General features: G+C 67.3%; 18 protein-coding genes. 14 read left to right on the top strand and 4 right to left on the bottom strand.

All coding sequences use genetic code 11. The features are described from left to right. Positions 1–22 precede the first annotated feature (22 nt). A complete protein-coding gene (gene purN, locus ABV518_RS13455) occupies positions 23–598 on the bottom strand; it encodes a phosphoribosylglycinamide formyltransferase (protein ID WP_367767575.1) in 576 nt (191 codons plus the stop codon). 39 nt (positions 599–637) lie between these two features. On the opposite strand from purN, the gene ABV518_RS13460 reads away from it, so the two are divergent. Continuing rightward, positions 638–1,066 (top strand): hypothetical protein, encoded by a 429-nt coding sequence (locus tag ABV518_RS13460; protein WP_367767576.1) that lies wholly within the window; start codon positions 638–640, stop codon positions 1,064–1,066. Between the two features lie 21 nt (positions 1,067–1,087). Here ABV518_RS13460 and ABV518_RS13465 read toward each other — a convergent pair whose 3' ends face one another. Then, entirely contained in the window at positions 1,088–2,398 is a 1,311-nt protein-coding gene (locus tag ABV518_RS13465; protein ID WP_367767578.1) for a DUF6350 family protein, read from the bottom strand. A 236-nt stretch (positions 2,399–2,634) separates the two neighbouring features. Here ABV518_RS13465 and ABV518_RS13470 point away from each other — a divergent pair, with 236 nt between their 5' ends. From ABV518_RS13470 to ABV518_RS13525, 12 genes are all read left to right on the top strand, one after another. Beyond that, a complete protein-coding gene (locus ABV518_RS13470) occupies positions 2,635–3,096 on the top strand; it encodes a DUF4383 domain-containing protein (RefSeq protein WP_367767579.1) in 462 nt (153 codons plus the stop codon). Positions 3,097–3,305: 209 nt separating this feature from the next. Continuing rightward, the gene (locus ABV518_RS13475; RefSeq protein ID WP_367767580.1) at positions 3,306–4,238 is read left to right on the top strand and encodes a hypothetical protein; all 933 of its coding nucleotides are present in this window, start codon (positions 3,306–3,308) and stop codon (positions 4,236–4,238) included. A 388-nt stretch (positions 4,239–4,626) separates the two neighbouring features. Then, positions 4,627–5,454 carry an HNH endonuclease gene (locus ABV518_RS13480; RefSeq protein ID WP_367767581.1) on the top strand — a complete coding sequence of 276 codons (828 nt, stop codon included), beginning with the start codon at positions 4,627–4,629 and terminating at the stop codon, positions 5,452–5,454. Positions 5,455–5,640: 186 nt separating this feature from the next. Then, a complete protein-coding gene (locus ABV518_RS13485) occupies positions 5,641–7,074 on the top strand; it encodes a flotillin family protein (protein WP_367767582.1) in 1,434 nt (477 codons plus the stop codon). Then, on the top strand, positions 7,067–7,315 hold the full coding sequence (locus tag ABV518_RS13490; RefSeq protein ID WP_367767583.1) for a hypothetical protein: 249 nt from the start codon (positions 7,067–7,069) through the stop codon (positions 7,313–7,315). Before ABV518_RS13485 ends, ABV518_RS13490 begins: the two co-directional genes overlap by 8 nt. An 89-nt stretch (positions 7,316–7,404) precedes the next feature. Beyond that, positions 7,405–8,589 carry a glycosyltransferase family 4 protein gene (locus ABV518_RS13495; RefSeq protein WP_367767585.1) on the top strand — a complete coding sequence of 395 codons (1,185 nt, stop codon included), beginning with the start codon at positions 7,405–7,407 and terminating at the stop codon, positions 8,587–8,589. Further along, complete coding sequence (locus tag ABV518_RS13500; protein ID WP_367767586.1) at positions 8,586–9,962, top strand: UDP-glucose/GDP-mannose dehydrogenase family protein; 1,377 nt, start codon at positions 8,586–8,588, stop codon at positions 9,960–9,962. Before ABV518_RS13495 ends, ABV518_RS13500 begins: the two co-directional genes overlap by 4 nt. A gap of 109 nt (positions 9,963–10,071) precedes the next feature. Then, positions 10,072–10,338, top strand: coding sequence for a GlsB/YeaQ/YmgE family stress response membrane protein (locus ABV518_RS13505; RefSeq protein WP_367767587.1), 267 nt, complete (start codon positions 10,072–10,074; stop codon positions 10,336–10,338). A gap of 267 nt (positions 10,339–10,605) precedes the next feature. After that, positions 10,606–12,693 (top strand): putative bifunctional diguanylate cyclase/phosphodiesterase, encoded by a 2,088-nt coding sequence (locus tag ABV518_RS13510; RefSeq protein ID WP_367767588.1) that lies wholly within the window; start codon positions 10,606–10,608, stop codon positions 12,691–12,693. 64 nt (positions 12,694–12,757) lie between these two features. Then, the gene (locus ABV518_RS13515; protein ID WP_367767589.1) at positions 12,758–14,083 is read left to right on the top strand and encodes a rhodanese-like domain-containing protein; all 1,326 of its coding nucleotides are present in this window, start codon (positions 12,758–12,760) and stop codon (positions 14,081–14,083) included. Positions 14,084–14,185: 102 nt separating this feature from the next. After that, positions 14,186–17,587 carry a response regulator gene (locus tag ABV518_RS13520; protein ID WP_367767590.1) on the top strand — a complete coding sequence of 1,134 codons (3,402 nt, stop codon included), beginning with the start codon at positions 14,186–14,188 and terminating at the stop codon, positions 17,585–17,587. Then, positions 17,584–18,492 (top strand): diguanylate cyclase, encoded by a 909-nt coding sequence (locus ABV518_RS13525; protein ID WP_367767591.1) that lies wholly within the window; start codon positions 17,584–17,586, stop codon positions 18,490–18,492. The genes ABV518_RS13520 and ABV518_RS13525 overlap by 4 nt, the downstream gene beginning before the upstream one ends. Positions 18,493–18,526: 34 nt before the next feature. Here ABV518_RS13525 and ABV518_RS13530 read toward each other — a convergent pair whose 3' ends face one another. Further along, positions 18,527–19,045 (bottom strand): hypothetical protein, encoded by a 519-nt coding sequence (locus ABV518_RS13530; RefSeq protein ID WP_367767592.1) that lies wholly within the window; start codon positions 19,043–19,045, stop codon positions 18,527–18,529. 259 nt (positions 19,046–19,304) lie between these two features. Between ABV518_RS13530 and ABV518_RS13535 the strand changes: the two genes are divergently transcribed. Further along, positions 19,305–19,856, top strand: coding sequence for a dihydrofolate reductase family protein (locus tag ABV518_RS13535; protein ID WP_367767593.1), 552 nt, complete (start codon positions 19,305–19,307; stop codon positions 19,854–19,856). An 18-nt stretch (positions 19,857–19,874) separates the two neighbouring features. On the opposite strand, the gene ABV518_RS13540 is transcribed toward ABV518_RS13535, so the two are convergent. Further along, positions 19,875–22,856 (bottom strand): BTAD domain-containing putative transcriptional regulator, encoded by a 2,982-nt coding sequence (locus ABV518_RS13540; protein WP_367767594.1) that lies wholly within the window; start codon positions 22,854–22,856, stop codon positions 19,875–19,877. Between the last annotated feature and the right edge of the window lie 180 nt (positions 22,857–23,036).

The following is a 23,036-nucleotide window of genomic DNA, read 5'->3' on the forward strand; positions in this document are numbered from 1 at the left end:
TGAAAACGACATCTGCTGCTACCTACTTGGGCGGAGTGGCGGCGGCGAGGGCTGCCAGGGTGGATACCAGGAGTCGGCGCTCCACCACCTTGATGCGTTCGTGCAGGGTTTCCTCGGAGTCGGATTCCTCGACGGTCACGGCCTCCTGGGCGATGATGGGCCCGGTGTCCACGCCGGCGTCAGCCCAGTGCACCGTGCAGCCGGTGACCTTTACGCCGTAGGCCATGGCGTCGCGCACTCCGTGGGCGCCGGGGAAAGCGGGCAGCAGGGCAGGGTGGGTGTTGAGGTACCTGCCATGGAATGCCTCGATGAAGTCGGCGCTGACGATGCGCATAAAGCCGGAGGAGACCACCACGTCCGGGGCGTAGGAAGCCACCCTCGCGGTCAGCGCCGCATCCCATTCGTCGCGGGTGGGGAACGAGTTGAAGTTGACCACGAACGTCTCCAGGCCTGCCTCAGAGGACCGCTCGACGCCGTACGTCCCCTCCCGGTCGGCGCCCACCGCGGCGATTTCCACGTCCAGCTCCCCTGTCTTGACGGCGTCGATGACAGCCTGGAGGTTGGAGCCGGTACCGGAAACGAGGACTACGATGCGCATGGGTCTAGCTTATGGGCAGGCTCGCGTAGGCTGGAAAACATGAACACCACCCCGGAACCCGCTGGCCAACAGCGGACCAAACCCCAGCTCAGCGAGGCAGCCAAGAGCTCGCTGAGCACCACGCACAACCTGTTCCGGATCTTCCTCGTCACTGTGCTGGGCTCGTTCTTCGTCTTCCAGCTCGATATCAGCTATCTCTGGCTCACCGGCATCCTGACAGCTGCGAGCCTTGTCCTGGGCATCCTGCTGCTGGTCCGTGCGGTCCGGCTCAAGGAATCCAGGCTGGTGCTCTTCGGGACCATTTCGGGCCTGTTCGTTTCCCTGCTCATGGTGCTGGTGATCCTGGCCGCGTCGGTGTTCTTCGATGAGTTCCGCGACTACCAGCAATGCGTCCGCGAGGCCATCACGGAGCAGGCCAAGTCAGGGTGCCAGATCGCGGTGGAGAACTCACTGCCCCGGCTTCCCTAAGGCAACTCGCCGGGACTGGCCCTACAGCGCCAGCTCCGCTTCCTCTTCCACCTGCTGCTGGCGTTCCAGCCACGGCCCGGCCGCGTAACCGATCACGACGCCGATGCCCACTTCCGCGGCCACCCAGACCGCCGTCCACAACGGGTCGGGCCCGATGTCCGTCAGGCGTCCCAGGCCGGCGGACCCGCGTGCCAGCCAGGCCAGTCCGGCGGACAAAAGCCCGGCGACGGCCCCGATCAGCGCACCGAGTGCCAGCGTAGACACGGTGGCAGTGAACCAGCGGGCGTGGATCTTGATGGAGAGCCACTCGTCGAAATGGTTCTCCCCAGCGCGCAGGAACCACCAGCCCGCCAGCACACCGGCCAGCACCGGCACCACCAGCGCCACGAACCCGTACTCCAGCGAGCCGGAGGGGATGGCTGCGAACACGGGAATGGACGGCAGCGGCCCGGTGGCGGTTCCCAGCGGACCCACCTGCGAACCGACGCCCATCGCAAAACCGGATCCGGATGCCCAGGCGAGCGCAAACACGGCGAGGTTGGGGAGGTACCCGAGCTGCGCAATGGTCAGGGCGGCACCTCCGAGGGCACCGGCGTCGAGCGCTTCATAGACGGCCACCACAAGGTTCCAGTGGATGAAAAGGTCCACCGCCAGCAGCACACACGCGAGCGCCAGGGAGGACGCCAGCGCCACAAACCCTGCCTTCGCTGCGGAGGCCAGATAGGACCCTGCCCAGCGGGAATGCTGGCTGGTGCGGGAAATCCAGGCGACGGCGTCGACGCCGATCAGCCGGCTCCACGAGCCAGCCTCGCGCCGGGCACCGATCGCCATTCCCAGTGCGTACGGGATCAGCGGGATGAGCATGGCGTACCAGAGGTTGATGACGACGTCCTGCGTGCGGCACACGAATGCCGTGGCCGCGCCGAACGCCGCGTAGACCACCCAGGATCCCAGCAGGGCCTGCCACAGCTGGTCGGTATAGGAAGCCCGGGCCAGCCGCCGCCCCGCCCGCCAGGCAAGCAGGAACGGAATCAGGGTGAGCCCCAAAGGAATCAGTGTCAGCATGTCGGACCCGGAGCCTCCGGCTGTACCGGATCCGACATCGGCCAGTTCCAGCGGCACGCCGTGGATCAGCAGCCAGGCCTGGCCGGCCAGCCGGGCCAGGACGTCGAACGCGGAATTCTGGAAACCGGCGGTGGCCCAGACCGCGGCGATCGGTGCGATCACCACAAGCGCCGAAATGATGGCTGCCTGTGCCGTCTCGAGCCCGCCCTGCAGCCACAAGGGCATGGGAAGGCCACGGTCTCCGGTCTGATCAGCGCGCAGTTTCATCGTGTTCCATGGTGTCACGGAGCGGCCCTTCCGCCCGTTTGCGACAGGCTCAACAGGCCCACGAGACGCGCCTCACCAGAGCCCTCAGGGACGGCAACACTGCAGCCGGCCGCGGACAGCCGCATACGCCAGTCCTGTCGCTGCGCAGAAGTCCCTGTCCGCGGCCTTCCGGAGCTTTTTCCACAGGTCAGCCGTAAAATTGGAATGTCCGCAATCAGTGGTTGGAGGCAGAAAAAATGACTACCGCATCCCCACATGCACACGGCGTTCATTTCGGGCGTGCAGACGTCCAGAATGCCGGCATGGGTGTAGGTATTCTCTTGATCGTGGTCGGCATCCTGGGCTTTATCCCGGGCGTCACCACGCAGTACAGCGAATTGATGTTCCTTGGGCCTGATTCCCACGCCATGTTCCTTGGCCTGTTCCAGGTGTCCATGCTGCTCAATATAGTGCAGCTGGCCATTGGCGCAGCCGGCTGGACTATGTCCCGGACCGAACATGGCGCGCGTAATTTCCTCTTGGGCGCCGGCGCGCTGTACATCGTCCTTGCCATTTTCGGTCTCAGTGTCGGTGTTGGTTCGGCAGCCAATTTCCTGTCGCTCAACATGGCTGACAACTGGACCCACTTGGTACTGGGCGTAGCGATGATTGCTTGTGGCTGGCTGTTGTCCCGCAACATGGCCAGCGACAGGAGGTAACCCGGATATCGAAACCGGGAAATAGGAGCCGCGTATGAGGTTAGTTCAATAAATTCTGAATATTCGTCCTAATGGCTGGTGCAGTTGACCGCGGTGACGCGGACAGCTGCATCGGCTTTTTTCGTGGGCCGTCCCCCGAAAAATTAGTGCTGGACGGCAGGTTGGACCCGGCGTACCCTGTTGTTCCATCGGGCTAGGGGGTGGATCGGATGGGGGCGATACCGCGGACTCTTCGCCGCCCTGCCCTCCGGTCCTTGCTGCTGGCTCTCCTGGCCGCCGTGGCGTGGCTCGTCTGGGGAGCCGGAACCGCCACCGCTTCCAGCCTGGTCCCGGACACCGGGGACCCGCTGAAACCTGCATCGTCCCTCCTTGCGGAAGCGATACCTCCTCAGGCGCCTCCCGTGGTGGCAGGCACCGGCGCTGCGGCCGCGGCAACCGCAGCCTCCCTCGCGAATCCCGTAACAGGCCTCGCAAACTCCCTGGCCGCTCCGGCCCTTCCTGTGGTCGCCGGCACTGTTGACTCCGTCACCGCCCTGGTGCCGGGCCTTCCCGAACTCCCCCTCGTGCAGGCGCCCCTTCCGCTGCCTTTGCCCGATGTCCTGCCGTTGCCTGACGAGTTGCCGCCGCTGCTTCCTGAGCTCCCGGCCGCACCGCTGCCTTTGCCCCTCCCCGATTTGCCGCTGCCCAGCCTTCCACCGCTTACGACGCCGGCACCCGGCCTGGTGCCGACCGCGGCACCCAGCCTCCCGGCGTCGGACGCGGTTGCAGGCAGTGACGCTGCCATCGTGAGTCCTGCGGCCACCTCTCCTGCTGCTGCCCAAACGGGGCTGGCGGGCACAGCCGCCACGAACACCCTGCGGTTCGGCTTCGCTCCTGCCCAGGACCGCGCCGGGTTGGCCCCGCCTCCTCAGGCGACGCCTACCGGACCCGAAGACGGGCCTCAAGAACCCGGCACGCAGGCTCCCCCTGCCCTGGCGAACCAGGCCGGGCAGGCCAACCCAGGATCTTCCGGTCCCGTGAGTGTTGCAGACCTTGGCGGGTCCTGGCCGGCCCTGCCCACTACCACCAGTGACGCAAACCTGTCCGGCGCCGAGACGCTACCGGCTGGCCCTTCCTTCGATCCCGGGTCCTCACCCGACTGAACAGGTCACCTCTGCCCTTTTCGCGGCAGAACATGACCCCCGCGCACCACCGGCGCGCGGACACCACGTTCAGTCAGGAGAAACCGTCATGTCCAACTACAACGCTGAGATCAACCGCGCCATCGTCACGTCGACCGTGGGCAACTGGCCAGACCCGATGCGGAAGCTCGGCTAGGCCGTGGCTGGGCGGGGCGGTGTTGGGGGCCGCCCCACCCGGTCAGCCGTCAGAGTTATTGAGGCGCTATCCGGCGCGAACTGGCACGTATTACCCTCAAAACTCGGATTTGAGGGTAATACCTGCCAGTTCGCGCTGTGGAAATTAGGGCCTCAAGTGTACGTTTGCGCCTCAGGCGGCATGGAAAACCTGTGCCGCTGGAACAATGGGCCCATGAGCGCCATCATCCTGGGCTGGGACCCGGCCCGCTGGAACCGCTGGAACTACGCGGCCATTGTTGAAAAGGTCGCCGTTACAGGGCTGCACCTGGAGCCCTGGACCGTCAGCCGAAGCGTGGCTGCGGGCACGGATGCGTGGCTGTTCCTGCTGGGAGACCACGGTCCAGGCCTGATCGGCCACGGCGTGGTGCTGTCGGCAGCCGCGGACCGTGCAGACATCACCGTGCAGGTAGCCTTCGATGCACTTCTTCCCCTGGGCGACCAGGTGCCTGCCGACGTTCTCACCAGGGCGATGCCCGACGCCGCGTGGGACAGCGCCGGCTTCGCAGGCACCGTGCTCGCACCCGATGACGAGCCGGCCGTCCGCGCACTCTGGACGGACCATGGCCCGCCGCAAGGACCCGACCCGACCCAGCCGGTGCCCGGCACCTATCCGGAGAGCGCCGTCGTCCGCGCCGCCGTTAACCGGTACGAACGCGATCCCGCGGCACGGCGGGCCTGCATCGCGCACCGTGGCACCAACTGTGCGGCGTGCGGGTTCTCCTTCGAACTGGCCTACGGCGACATTGGCGCGGACTTCATCCACGTCCACCACGTGGTCCCCGCGTCGCAGCTTGGCAACGGCTACGTCCTGGACCCGCTCACGGACCTGGTTCCGCTGTGCGCCAACTGCCATGCCATGTCGCACCACGGGGTCAACTCGCCGCGGAGCGAGGCCGAGCTGCGGAACATCATCGCCGCCGCCGGATACCTCCGCGGAACCACCGTCACGCCCGAGGAGCTCGAGGCCCAGCGGGCTGCCCGCGAGATCCTCGGCCACTAAAGGAACCGGCCCGCCGGTAAGGAAGTTTCCCGCGCTCTGGACTCTTGGGCGGGCGCCAATCACACTGGCTACAACAGCTGGGCAGGCTGGCCGGAATTGCACGCAGGAAAACCGGCAGGAAATGGACAGCTGCATTTACCGGAGCGTTACGGCGATGCTTTTCCGTACCTGTGAAAGGACCTGATCATGCCGGATCTGTCAGCATTCTTCCCGCTGATTGCCACGATTATCGGGGCGATCCTGGTGATCGGTTTTGTGTGGGTGGCCATCAAACTGATGTGGAAAGTGGCGGAGCCCAATGAGGCCCTGATCATCTCGGGGCTGACCCGCGGAACCCTGGACACCCGGGCCGGTATGGATTTCAAGATTGTCACCGGAAAGGGCGCCTTGGTATTTCCGGGCCTGCAGACTGTCCGCACCCTCTCCCTCACCCTGAATGAAACTGAACTCAAGGTTTCTTGCGTTACGTCCCAGGGCATCCAGGTGATTGTGGAAGGCGTGGTGATTTACAAAATCGGTGACGCCCCGCCGTTTATCGCAAATGCGGCCAGGCGTTTCCTGGGCCAGCAGCCCAAAATGGAAAGCCAGGTCTACAACGTCTTTGAGGGCCACCTGCGGTCCATCATCGGAAGCATGACCGTGGAGGAGATTATCCGCGAACGTGACAAGCTCGGTTCGCAGGTCCGCAGCGCCAGCGGGGTGGAAATGGAGAAGCTGGGGCTCGTGGTGGATTCGCTGCAGATCAAGGACCTGCAGGACCCCACAGGGTACATCCAGAACATCGCCAAGCCCCACATCGCCCAGGTGAAGATGGAAGCCCGGATCGCCGAGGCCACCCGCAACCGTGAGGCGGCCGAGAAGGAAGCCGAAGCCGCAGCGCTGATCGCGGATGCGCAGAGCGTTTCGGCCATCCGGCAGTCGGTGGCGCAGGCCAACGCCGAGCGGGCCAAAGCCAACGCGGCCCAGGCCGGACCGCTGGCGGATGCCACGGCCCGGCAGCAGGTGGTGGTCCAGGAAACGGAAGTGGCCAAGCTTGAGGCGGACCGGGAAGAGCAGAAGCTCCAGACCACCGTCCGGAAGCCCGCCGACGCCAAGGCGTATGCCAAACGCACCGACGCCGAGGGCCAGAAGGCCGCGGACATCAGTGCCGCCGAGGCGCTGGCACGCCGCACCGAGCTCGAAGCCCAGGCCAACGCCCGCCGGACGGAACTCCAGGCACAGGCGAACGCCACCGCCGCTGCTGCCGCAGCCGGCGCCACGAAAGTCACCGGCGAGGCCGAAGCTGCAGCCACCAAGGCCCGCGGTGACGCTACTGCCTCCGCCATCAAAGCCAAAGCCCTGGCCGAGGCCGACGGCATCAAGGCCCGGGCTGAAGCACTGGGGACCAACCAGGAGGCCGTCATCTCGCAGCAGCTGGCCGAGAACATGCCGGCCATCGTCGCCGCAGCGGCCGAGCCCTTCTCCCACGTGGGCCAGATGACGGTGCTGAACGGCGGCGAAGGCGTCAACAAGATGCTCGGCGGAATCCTCGCCCAGGTGGGCGACTACCTTCCCGCCCTGTCCACGGCGCTCAAGAACAGCCGGGAAGGCAAGCGGCCCCCGAAAGCCCCGGATGCATAAAAACGTTGACCGGAGCCTCACCGGCAAGATCGGGCGGGTGACCGGGCGCATCGGCCCCGGCACCATCGGCGAAGTCATGCTGCCCTACCTGGGCGGCACCAACGCATTCCACGCCCACCCCTTCGACAAGACGAGCATCTTCGCGGTGGGCGACGAAGTGCTGGTCATCTACTTCGAGCCGCCGCAAACGGTCTATGTGGACGAACTTCCGGACGTGCTGCGGCACGGCGAAAAGCCCTGACCCGGCGCTCCTGATCTGTTAACCCAACCTTTCCCTGCGCTCTACCCGCGCGACCCCGCACCGTCAGCCCGGGCGCCCACCGTGGAGGGGTGAGGATCGCAATAGTCGCTGAATCATTCCTGCCATTGATGAACGGGGTGACCCACTCCATCCTGCGGGTGCTGGAGCACCTCGAGGAACGGGGCCACGACGTCCTGGTCATTGCACCCTCAACGCTGGACACCAAGGACACCGCGGTCCCCGAGGCTGTGCACGGTGCGCTGGTGTACCGGCTGCCCTCGGTCCCGCTGGCCGGGTACACCAACGTCCGCGTGGCGATGGGCGGTGTGTACCGGGTCAAGCGAATCCTTGCCGACTACGCACCGGACGTCGTCCACCTGGCGTCACCTTTCGTCCTGGGCTGGCGGGCGGTCCAGGCTGCGCACCAGCTGGGCATCCCCACCGTTGCGATCTACCAGACCGAGGTCCCCAGCTACGCCGCCCGGTACGGGGTGCCGTTCCTGGAGAACTGGGCCTGGAATCGGGTGGAGAACATCCACCTGCTGGCCACCCGGACGCTGGTCCCGTCCACGTTCGCCCTGAACCAGCTCCGCGGCCGCGGCATTCCGCGCGTGGACATGTGGCGGCGCGGCGTGGATACTGCCCGGTTTTCGCCCGGAAAGCGCGACGACGGCTGGCGGGCTTCGGTGGCTCCCGGCGGCCAGCGGATCATCGGCTATGTGGGCCGGCTGGCCATCGAGAAGCAGGTGGAGGACCTGGCCGCCCTCGCCCGGGTGCCCAACGCGAAGCTGGTGATCGTGGGCGACGGCCCCCAGCGGGCGGCACTCGAGGAAGCCCTGCCAGATGCCGTGTTCACTGGTTTCCTCGGCGGCGAGGAGCTTGCACGGGCGGTGGCGTCGTTTGACCTCTTTGTCCACCCCGGCGAGTTCGAAACGTTCTGCCAGACCATCCAGGAGGCCATGGCATCGGGCGTACCGGTGGTGGCCACCGGCCGTGGCGGCCCCCTGGACCTGGTGGAAAACTCCCGTACCGGCTGGCTCTACCAGCCCGGCGACCTGGCGGGCCTCCGGGCGCACGTCATGGACCTGATCGGCGACGACGCCAAGCGCCGCGCCTTCGCCGCCGCAGCCCACGCCTCCGTGCAGGACCGGACCTGGCCCGCACTGAGCGCCGAACTGGTGCGGCACTACCGCTCGGTGATCACCGGCCAGCCGGTGGTAGGGCCTGCCACAACCCCTCGACGCCTCGACACCAAGAGCGGAGCAACCTTGTGAGGATCTCGGTCATCGGCTGCGGCTACCTCGGCGCCGTCCACGCTGCCACGCTCGCCTCGATGGGCCACACGGTGGTGGGCATCGACGTCGACGCCGCCAAGGCGGACCACCTCAGCCACGGGCACGCGCCCTTCTTCGAACCCGGCCTGGACGAACTGCTCCGGGACGGGCTGGCCACCGGCCGGCTCACGTTCTCCACGGACTTCGCGGACGCCGCGCGCGCCCAGGTCCACTTCCTGTGCGTGGGGACGCCGCAGTCCAAAACGTCCGACGGCGCCGACCTCACCTTCCTGGTGTCCGCCGCCAAGGCGCTGCTCCCGCACCTGGCGAGGGGCGCCGTCGTCGTTGGTAAATCCACAGTGCCGGTAGGCACTGTGGAGATGCTCCGCGGAATCCTGGCACGGCGGCCCGACGTGCTGCTGGGCTGGAACCCGGAGTTCCTGCGGCAGGGCACAGCGGTCAAGGATTCGCTGGTCCCGGACCGGCTGGTCTACGGCGTATCAGGCGGTCGGGTCGCCGCTTTCGATCCCGGAACGGGTGCGCCGCGGGGCGTGACCGCGGCCCTGGACGCCGTCTACGAGCCGCTGCTGAACGCCGGCATTCCCAGGCTGGTCTCCAACTACGCCACCGCCGAGCTGATCAAGTCGGCAGCCAACGCGTACCTTGCCACGAAGGTCAGCTTCATCAACGCGATGTCCGAACTGTGCGATGCCGCCGGAGCGGACGTCACCGAACTCGGCGAAGCGATGGGCCTCGATCCGCGCATCGGCAGCAGGTACCTGCACGCCGGGCTGGGCTTCGGCGGCGGCTGCCTGCCCAAGGACATCCGCAGCTTCCGGGCACAGGCTGCTGCGTTGGCGGTGGACTCCGTGGAGGAGTGGATGGGCGTGGTGGATGGCATCAACGTGGGCCAGCGTGCCCGCACCGTGGACCTGGCCCGTGAACTCTGCGGGGACCTGGCCGGCCGGACCGTCACTGTCCTCGGTGCCGCTTTCAAGCCGGACACCGACGACATCCGGGACTCCCCCGCGCTCGACGTGGCGGCCCGGCTCGCCGCGGCCGGCGCCCACGTGACGATGACCGACCCCAAAGCCATCAACAACGCCTGGATGCGCTACCCGCAGCTGCGTTTTGAGGTGTCCACCCGCCGCGCGCTCGAGGGCGCAGAGCTGGTGCTGCTGCTGACCGAGTGGGAGGAATACCGGCATCTGAGCCCGGCTGTAGCCGGCGGCCTGGTCCGTCGGCGGGTCATGCTGGATGCCCGGAATGTTCTGGACATGACGGCCTGGGAGGCGGAAGGCTGGGTTGTCCGCGGGCTGGGCCGGGCCTCGGTGCCCCGTAACTCCGAAGCCCTGACCGAAATGCACAACTAATCGTCGCCTTTTCGATATCCGGGAATCCTTGCGATGTAGTAAGCACACTGATTGAATTGGATGACCGGGGTGAGGCATCGGCACCACTTATCGAAAAGGAAGTGTGATCATGGGAATTCTTGGATTTCTCATTTTGGGCCTGATAGCTGGAGCGATTGCCAAGGCAATCCTGCCCGGCAGGCAAGGAGGAGGCTGGCTTGTCACCCTCGTCCTGGGCGTCGTTGGCGCAATCCTGGGCGGCTGGATCGGATCCCTGATCTTCGGCGGCGGCCTGGCTGAATTCTTCGACCTCCGGACGTGGCTGCTGGCCATCCTGGGCTCCATTATTGTCCTGCTCGTCTACGGCATGGTCACCAGGCGCGGCAGCCGCGTCTGACGGGTCCCTTCTTAAAGCGAAGGCGCCGCCCCGAACCGGGGACGGCGCCTTCGCCGTGCCCGGCCCATAACCGACATCACAGGAAACCGATTCCACCCGCCGCATTGATATCCCGGATTCGCACTTTATGATGTGCGTGGGGGTGATTGCGTCATGGCGGGTTCGGGACGGCACAGCGAAGATTTGCCTGCAAAGGCATCCGGCGATAACGCTGACGCGGCGGGGAGGTCCCAGACGAAGGGCCTCCCTATCGCTGCGGGCGCCCCGATGGGCAGCAACGCCATGTTCGAGGCGAGCCCCGATGCCCTGCTCGCGGTTGCCGAAGACGGCCGCATCCGGATCGCCAACGCCGCCGCATCCCGGCTGTTCGGGGTAGCAGCCGACGAACTTGTGGGCAGCGACCACCGGGCCCTCCTGTCTGAGGGCTTCCGGAACGAAATCCAGCAGATCTTCCGGCACCTGAGAAACCTGGAGCCGATCCCGCCGCGTGAAGTGTACGGAGTCCACAGCGACGGCACCGAGTTCGCTGCCGAGATGGCCGGCGCCCTGCTGGAATCAGCCGACGGACCCCAACTTTTGGTCTCCATCCGCAGCACCTCGCACCGGAAGGCTGCGGACGCAGACCTGCGCGAGGCCATGTCGCTGCTGACTGCGACCCTCGAATCCACGGCGGACGGCATCCTGGTGATCAGCTCGGACGGCAGCGTGGCGGGGTTCAATGACCAGTTCCTCAAGATGTGGGGCATTCCGCCCGAACTCCTCGAAGGCGACAGTGAAGAGCCTGTCATGAGGCTCATTCTCTCCCAGGTAGAGGATCCGGAGACTTTTGTCGCTCGGCTCACCGAAGTGGAGGAAAACCCCGAAGCGGAAAGCCACGATGTGCTGGACTTCAAGGACGGCCGGACCTTTGAACGGTACTCACGGCCCCGGCGGGTGGGCGAAAAGATCGTGGGCCGGGTGTGGAGCTTCCGCGACGTCACCCCTCGGCGGAAGGCCCAGGAGCAGGCACAGCAGGCCATGCTGGACCTCGCCGCCCAGGCCGAACAGCTCCGGGCCCTGGCTTTCCAGGACCACCTGACCGGGCTTGCCAACCGGGCAGTCTTCAACGATGGCCTGGCAACGGCGCTGAGCGCGCCCCGCCTCAAGACCGTGGACGTTTTGCTGGTCGACCTGGACGATTTCAAGGAAGTCAACGACATCCTGGGGCACCAGGCCGGAGACGACATGCTGGTGGAAGTGGCACGCCGGCTCCGCGGCTGCGTCCCCACCGCGGACGTAGTGGCCAGGCTGGGTGGTGACGAGTTTGTGGTCCTGCTGACGGCCTGCCCCGACGCGGATGAGATTGCGGCCTGCATCGTCAGGTGCCTGCACGTGCCGGTCACCATCAACGGCACGGTGCTGCGTCCCAGCCTGAGCCTGGGCCTGGCATCGGCCGGCGCGGACGTCATCAGCCCATCCGAGCTGCTGCGCCAGGCCGACATCGCCATGTATGCGGCCAAGGCTGCGGGAAAGAACCGCTTCCTGCGGTTCCATCCGGAAATGATGGCGGCCCTGGTGCAGCGCACGGACATGGAAGCCGGGCTCCAGCTGGCTGTTCCCCGTGGCGAGATCTCCGTGGTGTTCCAGCCCATCGTGTCGCCGCGGATGGCGAAGGTGGTGCAGGTCGAGGCGCTGGCCAGGTGGGACCGCGGCGGCGTGCGCGTCCCGCCGTCGGTCTTTATCCCGCTGGCGGAGCGCAGCGGACTGATCAGCGAGGTGGGCGAAGAAGTGATGGCCCTCAGCCTCGTGCAGCTGGCGCCATGGCTGGGCGAGGACCCGTCGCGGTCGCTCGCCGTCAACGTCTCCGGCGTGCAGCTGCAGGACGCCAACTTTGCCGACGGCGTCCTCGGCCTCACCGACGCCGCCGGTGTGGGCGCCTACCAGCTGGTCCTGGAAGTCACCGAGAGTGTCTTTTTCGACGCCGACAGCAGCCTGATCAGCCAGCTCAGCAGCCTGCGCGAGGCCGGCGTCCGGGTGGCACTGGATGACTTCGGCACCGGCTACTCGTCGCTGGGCCGGCTGCAGGAGCTTCCCGTGGACACCGTCAAGATCGACCGGACCTTTGTGTCCATGGTGCGGACCGGCCATGAGCGGCTGCCCATCCTCAGCTCGATGATCAACATGGCGCACAGCCTGGGCCTGACCGTCACTGCCGAGGGCGTGGAGACGGCGACGCAGGCGGACTACCTGACGGCGCCGGAGTGCGATTCCCTGCAGGGCTACCTGTTCTCGCTCCCGGAAACGGGGAGCCGGCTGGAGCTGGCCGTGCGGCAGGCTGAGCAGGCGATCGACGCCCTGAACGGCCGCCCGGGCTGATGCGGCGGCTGGCGTCCCTGCCAGGACACAGCCAGGGGAGCCCCCATGCGAGGAGAATGATCCTATGGACGTCGTTGTCATCGAAACCCGGCCGCTCGGGGACCGCAGCTACCTGGTCCACGACGGGCAGGTGGCGCTGGTCATTGATCCGCAGCGGGACACAGACCGGGTGGAGGCCGCGGCGGCTGAAGCCGGCGTCAGGATCACCCACGTTGCCGAAACCCACCTCCACAACGACTACCTCACCGGCGGGCTGATCCTGGCCCGCGCCCACGGTGCCGCGTACCTCGTGAACGGGGCGGACGCCGTCGAGTTTGACCGCGTCAAAATAGCCGACGGCGACACCGTCCGGGTGGGCCGGCTCACCGTGAAGGCGGTGGCCACGCCGGGACACACCCACCACCATCTCAGCTACGTGGTGACGGACGGCCAGGAGCAGGCGGTGTTTTCGGGCGGCAGCCTGCTGTATGGGTCGGTGGGGCGGACGGACCTGGTCAGCGACGAAGACACCGAAAAGCTCACGCACGCGCAGTACGCATCGGTCCGGCGCCTGGCCGCCGAGGCAACGCCGGACGCCGCCCTGTACCCTACCCACGGGTTCGGCTCGTTTTGTTCGTCCGGGCCGGCGTCAGGTGTCCATGCGTCCACCATCGCCGATCAGCAGGGCAGCAACCACGCGTTCACGGATCCGGACGAGGACCACTTTGTGCGGGAGCTCATCAACAACCTGACCGCCTATCCGTCCTACTACGCACACATGGCGCCGGCCAACCGGAAGGGGCCGGCCCCCGCGCAGCTCGCCGTGCCGGACCCGCTCGATCCGGCTGAGCTCAGCCGCCGGCTGGCGGACGGCGAATGGGTGGTGGACGTGCGCAACCGTGTGGCGTTCGCCAGCAGCCACCTGCAGGGGTCGGTCAGCTTCGAGTACGGCCGCGGCTCCAGCTTCACCGCCTACCTGGGCTGGGTCCTGCCGTGGAACCGGCAGCTGACTCTGGTGGGATCCCGCGACGACGTCGAAAAGGCCATCCGCGACCTGTCCCGGATCGGCATCGACTCCCCCGATGCGGCCCTCGGAACTGAGCCGTCGGCACTCGCGCCGGGCACCGCCATCATGCATTACCCGCGCGTGGACTGGGACGGGCTGCTGCACGGCCGCAGCGCCGGGGACGTGGTGCTCGATGTGCGCCGGACGGACGAGTACGACGCCGGCCACGTCGCCGGGGCGGTGAACATTCCGCTGCATGAGCTGCTGGGGCGGGCGGGCGAGATTCCGGCGGGCACCGTGTGGGTGCACTGCGCCACCGGATACCGTTCCGCGGTGGCGGCCAGCCTGCTGCAGCGCGCCGGCCGGGACGTGGTCCACGTGGACGCGAGGTACGGCCCTTCTTGAGCTGTGAGGGATATCATAAGGATGCGTCTCCGCCCAGGTCTCGGGCGGGCCCAGGTCTCACGGTTTTATGGGTAACGGGCGCACCTATGGGGAGGGATCCGCGTGTATCAGACAGATCTCCTGGAGCAACGTCCCGCCACAGGCACGCGCACGGCCACGCTGGTGTGGCTGATCGCGCTTAGTGCTGTCGTGCTGGCCGTTCTCGGGCTGTTTTTCGCCGCCAACAGCGGCACTCCCACTGCTCTGGTGGCGGGTGATTTCTCCATCCTCCTGGCGGCCATGCTGGCTGGCCGCAGTTGCGCCCATGCAGCCCGCCGCGGCGGGGTGAATGCGCGGGCCTGGACCCTGATGTCGGTGGCGTGCTACGTCTGGGCGGCCGGCCAGCTCGTCTGGACGTACTTCGGCCTCGCCTATGACCATGTGTACCCCTTCCCTTCCCTGGCGGACGCCTTGTTCCTGTCCTATTCGGTGCCGGCCGCCGTCGCGCTGTTCAGCTTCAGGCGGCCCGGCGGCACCACCCGCGTGGGGCTCGCCCGGACAGTCCTGGACGCGGGAGTGATAGCCGGTGCGGTCATGGTGGTCAGCTGGTACACGGCGCTGGGCCCGGCCTTCAGCTCCGAAGGCGACTTCCTGACGCATCTGACCAACTTGGCCTACCCCGTGGTGGACGTGGTCATGACCTCCCTGGTGCTGGTCCTCGGGATGCGGCGGCGGCCCGGCGAGCGCCTGCCGTGGCTGTGTTTCGGCGGCGGCCTGCTGATCCTGACCATTACGGACAGCACTTATGTGCGGCTGACGTTCGACGGCGTTACTGGCGTCACTGGCTCCCCCCTCGCCCTGGGCTGGATTGGTGCCTTCCTGCTGATTGCCCTGGCACCGCTGCTCCCTTACGCGGAAAACCCGCGGCCGGACCGCAAGGCCTTTGCGCTGGCCCTTGAGCTTCTGCCGTACGCGCCGATCCTCGTGGCAGTGATGATGATTGCCGCCCCGCACGTCGGCGAGATGAGCGTTTTCCTGCTGACGGTGGCCCGACTGACAGTGGCACTCATCCTGATCCGCCAGGTCCTGATCATCATCGAGAACCTCACCCTCACCACCGGGCTGGAGCAGGAGGTGGCTGCCCGGACGGCGGAGCTTGAAGGACTCGGCGCAATCGTCAACTCCTCCTCGGACGCCATCTTCAGCACCACGCCGGAGGGCGTCATCACCAGCTGGAACCCGGGTGCGGAGCGGCAGTACGGCTACTCGGCAGGGGAAGCGCTGGGCCGCGACGCGCGTTTCCTCCTGCCGCCGGACAGCACGGACGGCGACGACGAGGTGGTCGAGCAACTCCTCGAAAGCGGCGAGGCCGCGAGCTTTGAAACCGAACACCTGGCCAAGGACGGGGCCGTCATCCCGGTCTCCGTGACCGTCTCTCCCATCCGCAAAGACGGGAACGTGCGCGGGATCGCCGTCATCGCCAGGGACATCACCCTGCGCCGGGCCGCGGAGCAGGAGCTGAAGGCCGCGCGGGAAGCAGCACTGGAATCCAGCCGGCTCAAATCCGAGTTCCTGGCCACCATGAGCCACGAAATCCGCACCCCCATGAACGGCGTGGTGGGGCTGACCGCCCTGTTGCTCGAGACACCCCTGGACGAGACACAGCAGCAATATGCGCAGGGCGTCAAGGGAGCGGGTGAAGCGCTGCTGTCCCTTATCAACGACATCCTGGACTTCTCCAAGCTGGAGGCCGGCAAGGTGGACCTCGATGTCCGCCCCTTCGACCCGCGCGCGCTCGTGGAGGAAGTGGCCGGCCTGCTCACCGAACCCGCGCAGGTCAAAAACCTTGAGCTGATCGCCTACTGCGAGCCCGGCGTCCCGGCCAGGCTCCTCGGCGATTCCGGCCGGATCCGCCAGATCCTGCTGAACCTCGCCTCCAACGCCGTGAAGTTCACGGCCGCCGGCGAGGTGTCCATCCAGGTGAAGGTGGAAACCCCCGACGCCCGGCCGGGCGCGACCGCCATGGTCCACTTCGAAGTCCGTGACACCGGCATCGGCATCGATCCGGCCGACCATGCGCGGCTGTTCGAGTCGTTCTCCCAGGCGGACGCATCCACCACCCGGCGCTATGGCGGCACCGGACTGGGCCTGGCCATCTGCCGCCGGCTCACGGAGGCCATGGACGGCGAGATCGGGCTGGACAGCGTCCTGGAAGAAGGCAGCACCTTCTGGTTCCGGATCCCGCTGCCGGTGGCGCCTGCGTCGACCGATCCTGTTCCCGCGGCCGGCTTCCTCGCCGGGCTTCGGGTCCTGGTGGTGGACGACAACGCCACCAACCGGCTGGTCCTGGAATCGCAGCTGCGCGGCTGGAAGCTGCAGCCGGAGGCGGTTCCCGACGCCAAGGCTGCCCTGGTCCGGGCACGCGAGGCAACAGCCGCCGGGAAGCCGTTCGACCTCGCCGTGCTGGACCTCTGCATGCCGGACACCGATGGCCTGGCACTGGCCCGCGAAATCAAGGCCGATGCCCGGCTGGCGGACATCGAGCTGATCATGCTCACCTCCACCATGCAGGTCAACGCGGCCCAGATCGCCGGCGCCGGGGTCCGCGAATGGTTGATGAAACCGGTCCGCAGCTCGGAGTTCTATAACCGCCTGGTGCGCCTGATGTCCAGCCGCGAGCATGCCGCAGCCCCGGCCGCGCCAGCCGCACCTTCGCCGGCTGCTGCCTCCGCAGCCGAACCAGCCCCCGCCCCCGAGGGGCCGTCCCGCGGCCGCATCCTGGTGGTGGAGGACAACGAGGTGAACCAGCTGGTGGCCCGCGCCACGGTGACCAAGTTCGGCTTCGCGGTGGACGTCGTGGCCGACGGCGCCGAGGCGGTGGCGGCCACCGCCCGCAGCCAGTACTCCGCCGTCCTGATGGACTGCCACATGCCCGTGATGGACGGCTTCGAGGCCACCCGGGTCATCCGGCAGCGGGACGGCAAGCACAGCCGTCTTCCGATCATCGCGATGACCGCCGGCGCCCTCGACGGCGACCGGGAACGCTGCCTCGCCGCGGGCATGGACGACTACCTTTCCAAACCGGTGGACGCCGCGGAACTCCAGGCCGCCCTGGCCCGCTGGGTACCCGAGCAGGCTCCCCAGCTGCTGGCCATCACCGGTGGCCGGCCGCCGTCGGTGGATCCGGGCCGGCTCGCCATGCTGCGCGACCTCGGCCCCGAGGACGGCATGGGCCTGCTGCCGGCAGCCGCCGAGGCGTTCCGGAAGGACCTTCCGGCACGGCTCGCCGTGTTGCGGGAGTCCGTGCACAACGGCGGCGGGCCGGCCCTGGCGCAGGCCGCGCACGCCCTGAAAGGCGCGGCGGCCAACATCGGCGCCACCGCCGTCGCCACCCTGTGCGGCGAGCTGGAAGAGATGGGCCGCAAAGGAAAACACGACGGCGGCCCGCAACTGGTCAGCCAGCTGGAAGCCGAGCTGGTGAAAGTGAACTTTGAACTCGACCTCGCGCTGGAGGTGGCGCCGTGAAAGTCCTGGTGGCGGATGACGATCCGGGCTCGCTCCTGGTGGCCAGGGCCGCCGTCGAACGTTCGGGGCACGACTGCCTGACCGCGGCGGACGGCGACGAGGCCTGGGCACTGTACCTGGAGCACCAGCCGGACGTGGTGGTGACTGACTGGATGATGCCCGGAATGGACGGGCTGGCGCTGTGCCGGGCCATCCGGGCGCGGGGGGCCGACCTGTACACGTATATCGTGCTGCTGACGTCGCAGGGGTCCCGGGACGACGTTCTTGCCGGGCTCGAGGCGGGCGCCGACGACTACGTCACCAAGCCGCTGGACCCTTTTGTCCTGCACGCGCGCATGCTGGTGGCGCTCCGGGTGACCACGCTGCACGCCGACCTGGCGCATTACCGGAAGGTGCTGTCGCAGCAGGCGCGGACCGATCCGCTGACAGGCCTGAACAACCGGCTGAAGCTGTCCGAGGACCTTGAGCAGCTGCACGCCCGGAGCCAGCGGTACGCCGAGGAATACTGCGTGGCCATGTGCGACGTCGACAACTTCAAGAGCTACAACGACATCTACGGGCACCAGGCGGGCGACCTCGCACTGCGGGCAGTTGCGGCAGCCCTGACCGGTGCGGCCCGGAAAAGCGACGGCGTGTACCGGTACGGCGGCGAGGAGTTCCTGCTGGTCCTGCCGAACCAGTCGCAGCTGGGTGCGAAGGCCTTTATGGAACGGGCGCTGGACTGCGTGCGGGAGCTGGAAATTGTCCACTCCGGGGACCCGATGGGGCAGCTGACGCTGAGTGCCGGGATCGCGGCGTTCAGCGCGGACCACAGGGCCGACGCCGAGACCCTCCTGGGCGAGGCGGATGCGGCGCTCTATGCGGCCAAGGCGGCAGGGCGGAACCGGGTGGAGCTGGCGCTGTAGTTTGCCTGCGCCGTTGTCCTCGGCTCGGGGGCGACTACGCGGCTTTTTTGCGCTGCTTGGCCAGGGCAGGCTTCTTGAGCGGCTGGGCCGCGGGGCGGCTCTGCGATGCGGGCTGGCCCTGCTGGGGCTGTACCGGTGCGGGCTCCGTGTTGGGTTCGGGCACGGCTTCAGGCTCCACTTGGACTTCAGGCTCGACCCCCACTGCGGGCTCGGCTGGGGCCTCGGCTACGGGCTCCTGCTGTTCCGGCAATGCTGACTCTGAGCCCGCCTCAAACTCCTCCGACACACCGGCCTCTGCAAGCGCTTGCGCGTACTGGCGGTTTCGCTGCCATCGGCGCACCAGGTTGACGGCGGCGACAACACCGGCGAGCGGAGTCAGGACGGCCGCTGCGTAGACAAACAGCAACCAGGTCAGGGTGGCCATGGGCGGCTGGTTGTTGTTCAGCAGCGAGAGCCCGCCAAACATGGCGATGACCCAGAACAGCACCACAGCCGCCAGCACCGCGGCAGCAGGAAAATACTGGTTCTTCACGATCTTCTTCAGGGTTTCCATGCACTTCCTCCTGCCTGGCCGGGGACTGCGGTGACACGCCGCATCAACACCAGTATGGGGCTGCAGGAGCGTGGATTTCGGCAACACGCAGGCGGCAGTGATGAACCTAACTTCCGGCATGGTTGGGGAGCGAATTCCACGCCCCGAAACCAGCCCGGATCGCGGGCCCCTTCCCTGCTGCGGACACACCTAATACGGTGGATTTGTCCGGCCCGGCGCCGGCCCGCACCAAACCGTTGGCACTATTTTGGAGGTCCCCATGCGCAAAGTCACCGCCGGCCTGTTCCACTCCGTTGACGGCGTGGTGTCGGACCCGTTCCTCTGGCAGTTCGACAGTTTCGACGAGGACCTCGGAAAAGGCATGACAGGCATGATTGAGCGCGTGGACACCGTGATCCTGGGCCGGGTGAGCTACCAGGAATGGGCGGGCTACTGGCCTACGGCGTCCGTCGACGACGACTTCGCCGGCTTCATCAACCCGGTGGAGAAGTTTGTGGCCTCGCGGACTCTGACCGAGCCGCTCGAGTGGCAGAACTCACACCTCATCGACAGTCCATTGGAGGACTTCGTCGCGGAATTGAAAAAGCGCGACGGCGGCGAGATCGCCGTGTGCGGCAGCATGTCGGTCACGCGCCAGCTGCTGTTCGCCGGGCTGCTGGACGAGCTCACCCTTATGACTCACCCAGTGGTGGCCGGCAGCGGCAGGCGGCTGTTCGAGGCCGGCGACCCGGTTACCCGGCTCAGCCTGAAGGACCAGTACAAGACGACCAAGGGCAACGTCATCAGCACCTACAGTCTGTTGGGCGAATAGCCAGGGGATCTGCGCTGGTCACCACGGCGCCGGGTCCAGGACATTTTCCGGTGGGCTCGGCGCAGAAGGCCGTGACTGGCCGGCGTCGGGCACCGTCCTGCTCCTTCTGTTCCGGCCCCGGAGTACCTCGTTGGCTGCCTGCGTCAGTGTCAGTGCCTTCCCGGCTGCCCAGGCGATGCCAAAGCGGATGAGCCCGGCCTCGGTGCGCGCCCTGGTGATGACCAAATCGATTCGGCGCTGCTCTGCCGGGTAGAGCGGAAGCCCCCGGTCGATGCGGTAGGCGTCAGTGCTTCCCAGCAAGCGAATGGCTCTTTCGACGCGGTGCTGCGCAACGTAGACGCCAGCGATGGATTCGAGGATGGCGACGATGTTTCCGTGCGCACCGAGCTCGAGCAACGCGCCCAGGGCCTCGTAGAGCAAATGCTCGGCGGTGTCGTATTCGCCCGCTTGCTCCCTGCTTTCGGCAAGGTTGACCAGGGTGTTTCCGAGGAGCCAACGGTCCCCAAGGGGCCGGGTGAGGTCGGCACACTTCTTGGACAGCTCAAGCGCCCGATCATGGTCTCCGGCGTAGAAGGCGAGCCGGGACAGCACGATCAGCGCAGCTACACGGGTGCGGTGGCTGGCGCCGGTCATCAATAATGCCTCTGCAGCCAGTCTCTCGGCAGTTCCGATGTCGTCACTCTGTGCCGCCTGCACGGCAAGGCACATGGTTGTCCAGGCGGCACCCCGGTTGTTTCCCGCCCGCCCGAACGCCCGCAGTGCCCGGCCGTGGAAATCAGCGGCTTGGTCGTACCTCCCCACGGTCCAGCACAAAGTGGCTGCTCCGCTCAGCGCCGGGGCAAGGAGCGCGGGCGCAGCTTCCTGGGTTCCATCCACCAGCGATACGGCGGTCGCGCACTGCTCAGCCACGTCACCTGTCAGCTCCCAGTAGTGCCAGAGCTGCCCCACCAGCTGCAGCGCAACATCGGTGGAGCCATCCGGTCCCGCCGCCCATAACAGTGCAGCCCGCAAGTCCGGCGCGTCCGCGTGCAGCAGCCTGAAGGCCTCCAGCTGGCCGTGCCCCCACAGCTGAGGACCCAGCCTCTCAGCGAGACCGAGGTAGTAGTGGGCATGACCGCGCCGGACCGCCGCCGGGTTGTCGATCAGGCAGAGCCTGTCACGGGCAAACTCGCGGATCGAGTGCAGCATCGAGACTCTGCTGCTTCCCGAACGATCGGTGTACCGCCGCAGCAGGCTGTGGCGCGCGAGCGCGGACAGCAAATCTTCGGACGGCAAGGCTTCCGATTCCGGCTTCGCGTCTGCCACCCGGCCGCAAATCGCGTCAACCGCCGCCGCAGTGGGATCAGCAGCGAAGACGCCGAGCTGGTCAAACAGCAGCCGTTCGTCCTTACCCAGCAACTCGTAACTCCAGGCGATCGTTGCGGTCAGCGTCCGTTGGCGGTCCGGAAGGTCGCGGAAGGCTGCCGGCAAGGAAGCAAGGCTGAGCTCAAGGTCGTCCAGGAGCGAGGCCTCGCTGATGTTCCGCAGCTGGGCGGCTGCCAGTTCGATGGCCAGCGGAAGTCCGTCCAGGCGGTGGCACAGCCGGGTGATCACTGCGGCGTTGCGGGCATCGACGTCGAAGTGCGGACGGACTGCCCGGCCTCGGGTGACGAACAGCTTTACGGCCGGAACCTCCCGCAGCTGGCTCGGAGGCAGTGGCGGGTCGACTGGCGGCAGGGCCAGCGGCGCGAGCTCGTATTCGTACTCGGCGCGCAAGCCGAGGCGCCTCCGGCTGGTGGTCAGGATCCTGAGGTCGGGGGCGGCGGTGAGCATATCCAGCACCACCGGCCAGGCTTCCTCCAGGTGCTCGAAGTTGTCCAGGACCAGCAGAAGCCGGCGCGTGCGCAGGAAGCGGGAGGCAATCTTCAGGGGATCTTCGCCGCCCCAGTCCTTCAGGCCAAGGGTCGCAGCGATGGCGCCGGCGACTTGCTGCGCCTGGGTGAGCGGCGCCAGGTTGACCCAGCCCACGCCATCGGCCATCCGTTCGCCGAGCTGCGCGGCCGCCGCAAGCGCCAGTCTCGTCTTTCCGGTCCCGCCCGGACCCGTGACGGTCACCAGCCTGCAGCCCTCCGAGCGGTAGAGCGAACACACCTCCCCCAGCTCGGCGTCCCGGCCGACCAACGGGGTGAGTTCGGCCGGCAGGTTATCCAGCCTCGGCCTGATCCTGCGGTGCCCGTCTGCGGCGGGGGCAGCGACGGACGGGTCCTGCCGCAGCACGAGCGTTTCCAACTCCTGCAGGCGTGCACCGGGATCAATACCAAGGTCCGCCGCGTAGATGCTTCGCGCTTCCCGGCACGCCCCCAGGGCATCTGCCTGGCGGTCGGAGCGGTACAGCGCGAGCACGAGTGAGGCCCACAGACGCTCCCGGTAAGGATGCTCCTGGACCAGCCGCTGCAGCTCCCCCAATAAGGCGCCGTGCAGGCCCAGCGCCAGCTCGACGTCGACAAGGTCCTGGTACGCGTCCAGCCGGGCTTCTTCCAGCCCGTCCAGGTCCGGGCCCAAAAGCCCGACGTCGGAAAGGTCGGGAAAGGCGGGCCCCTGGAAGAGCTCCACAGCCTGGCGCAGGAAGTCGGCGCCGCCCGCCAGATTCCCGGCCTGCACGGCCAGCTCACCGGCCGCGACGTGTTCCCTGAATTGCAAGAGGTCGAGTTCATCGGCGGTGGCACTCAGCACGTACCCGCCCGGCCGGCTTGCCAGCCGGAGGGAAGCGACCCCTTTGGCGCGGTCGGGTTCGAGCAGGCGCCTCAGGTTTGCCACGTAGACCTGCAGTTGCGGGCCCGGCTGCGCTGGTGGGTGGCCATCCCAAACGGCCTCGGCCAGGAAATCGGCGGCGACCACCGAGTTTGCCCGCAGGGCCAGGCACGCCAGAACGATCCGAAGCTTCCCGCTGCCCACGGCGACCGGCGCGCCGTCGGCGACGACCTCCAGCGGGCCCAGAGTTCTGATCCACAGTGCGCCCATCGCCAAGCACCCCTCACCGACCGGCCGCAGTACCGGGTCTGACAAAACCCGTCCCGCGGAGCTCATCGACCAGCGACCCCATAGCGCCCGCCCCGACACACGATGCGACCTGGAAATTTTGGCCACATCAACCCCATCATGCTCCCGCCGGAGGCGGACGGTCCAGTGTCCCTGGAGCGA

It is taken from the genome of Arthrobacter sp. HS15c, from assembly GCF_040812005.1.
Lineage (GTDB): Bacteria > Actinomycetota > Actinomycetes > Actinomycetales > Micrococcaceae > Arthrobacter.

Coding starts and splice junctions, on each gene's coding strand:
- ABV518_RS13535 (WP_367767593.1), top strand. CDS start 19,305: ATGCGCAAAGTCACCGCCGGCCTGTTCCACTCCGTTGACGGCGTGGTG.
- ABV518_RS13530 (WP_367767592.1), bottom strand. CDS start 19,045: ATGGAAACCCTGAAGAAGATCGTGAAGAACCAGTATTTTCCTGCTGCC.
- ABV518_RS13540 (WP_367767594.1), bottom strand. CDS start 22,856: ATGGGCGCACTGTGGATCAGAACTCTGGGCCCGCTGGAGGTCGTCGCC.
- purN (WP_367767575.1), bottom strand. CDS start 598: ATGCGCATCGTAGTCCTCGTTTCCGGTACCGGCTCCAACCTCCAGGCT.
- ABV518_RS13515 (WP_367767589.1), top strand. CDS start 12,758: ATGGACGTCGTTGTCATCGAAACCCGGCCGCTCGGGGACCGCAGCTAC.
- ABV518_RS13470 (WP_367767579.1), top strand. CDS start 2,635: ATGACTACCGCATCCCCACATGCACACGGCGTTCATTTCGGGCGTGCA.
- ABV518_RS13505 (WP_367767587.1), top strand. CDS start 10,072: ATGGGAATTCTTGGATTTCTCATTTTGGGCCTGATAGCTGGAGCGATT.
- ABV518_RS13465 (WP_367767578.1), bottom strand. CDS start 2,398: ATGAAACTGCGCGCTGATCAGACCGGAGACCGTGGCCTTCCCATGCCC.
- ABV518_RS13490 (WP_367767583.1), top strand. CDS start 7,067: ATGCATAAAAACGTTGACCGGAGCCTCACCGGCAAGATCGGGCGGGTG.
- ABV518_RS13485 (WP_367767582.1), top strand. CDS start 5,641: ATGCCGGATCTGTCAGCATTCTTCCCGCTGATTGCCACGATTATCGGG.
- ABV518_RS13480 (WP_367767581.1), top strand. CDS start 4,627: ATGAGCGCCATCATCCTGGGCTGGGACCCGGCCCGCTGGAACCGCTGG.
- ABV518_RS13460 (WP_367767576.1), top strand. CDS start 638: ATGAACACCACCCCGGAACCCGCTGGCCAACAGCGGACCAAACCCCAG.
- ABV518_RS13510 (WP_367767588.1), top strand. CDS start 10,606: ATGGGCAGCAACGCCATGTTCGAGGCGAGCCCCGATGCCCTGCTCGCG.
- ABV518_RS13475 (WP_367767580.1), top strand. CDS start 3,306: ATGGGGGCGATACCGCGGACTCTTCGCCGCCCTGCCCTCCGGTCCTTG.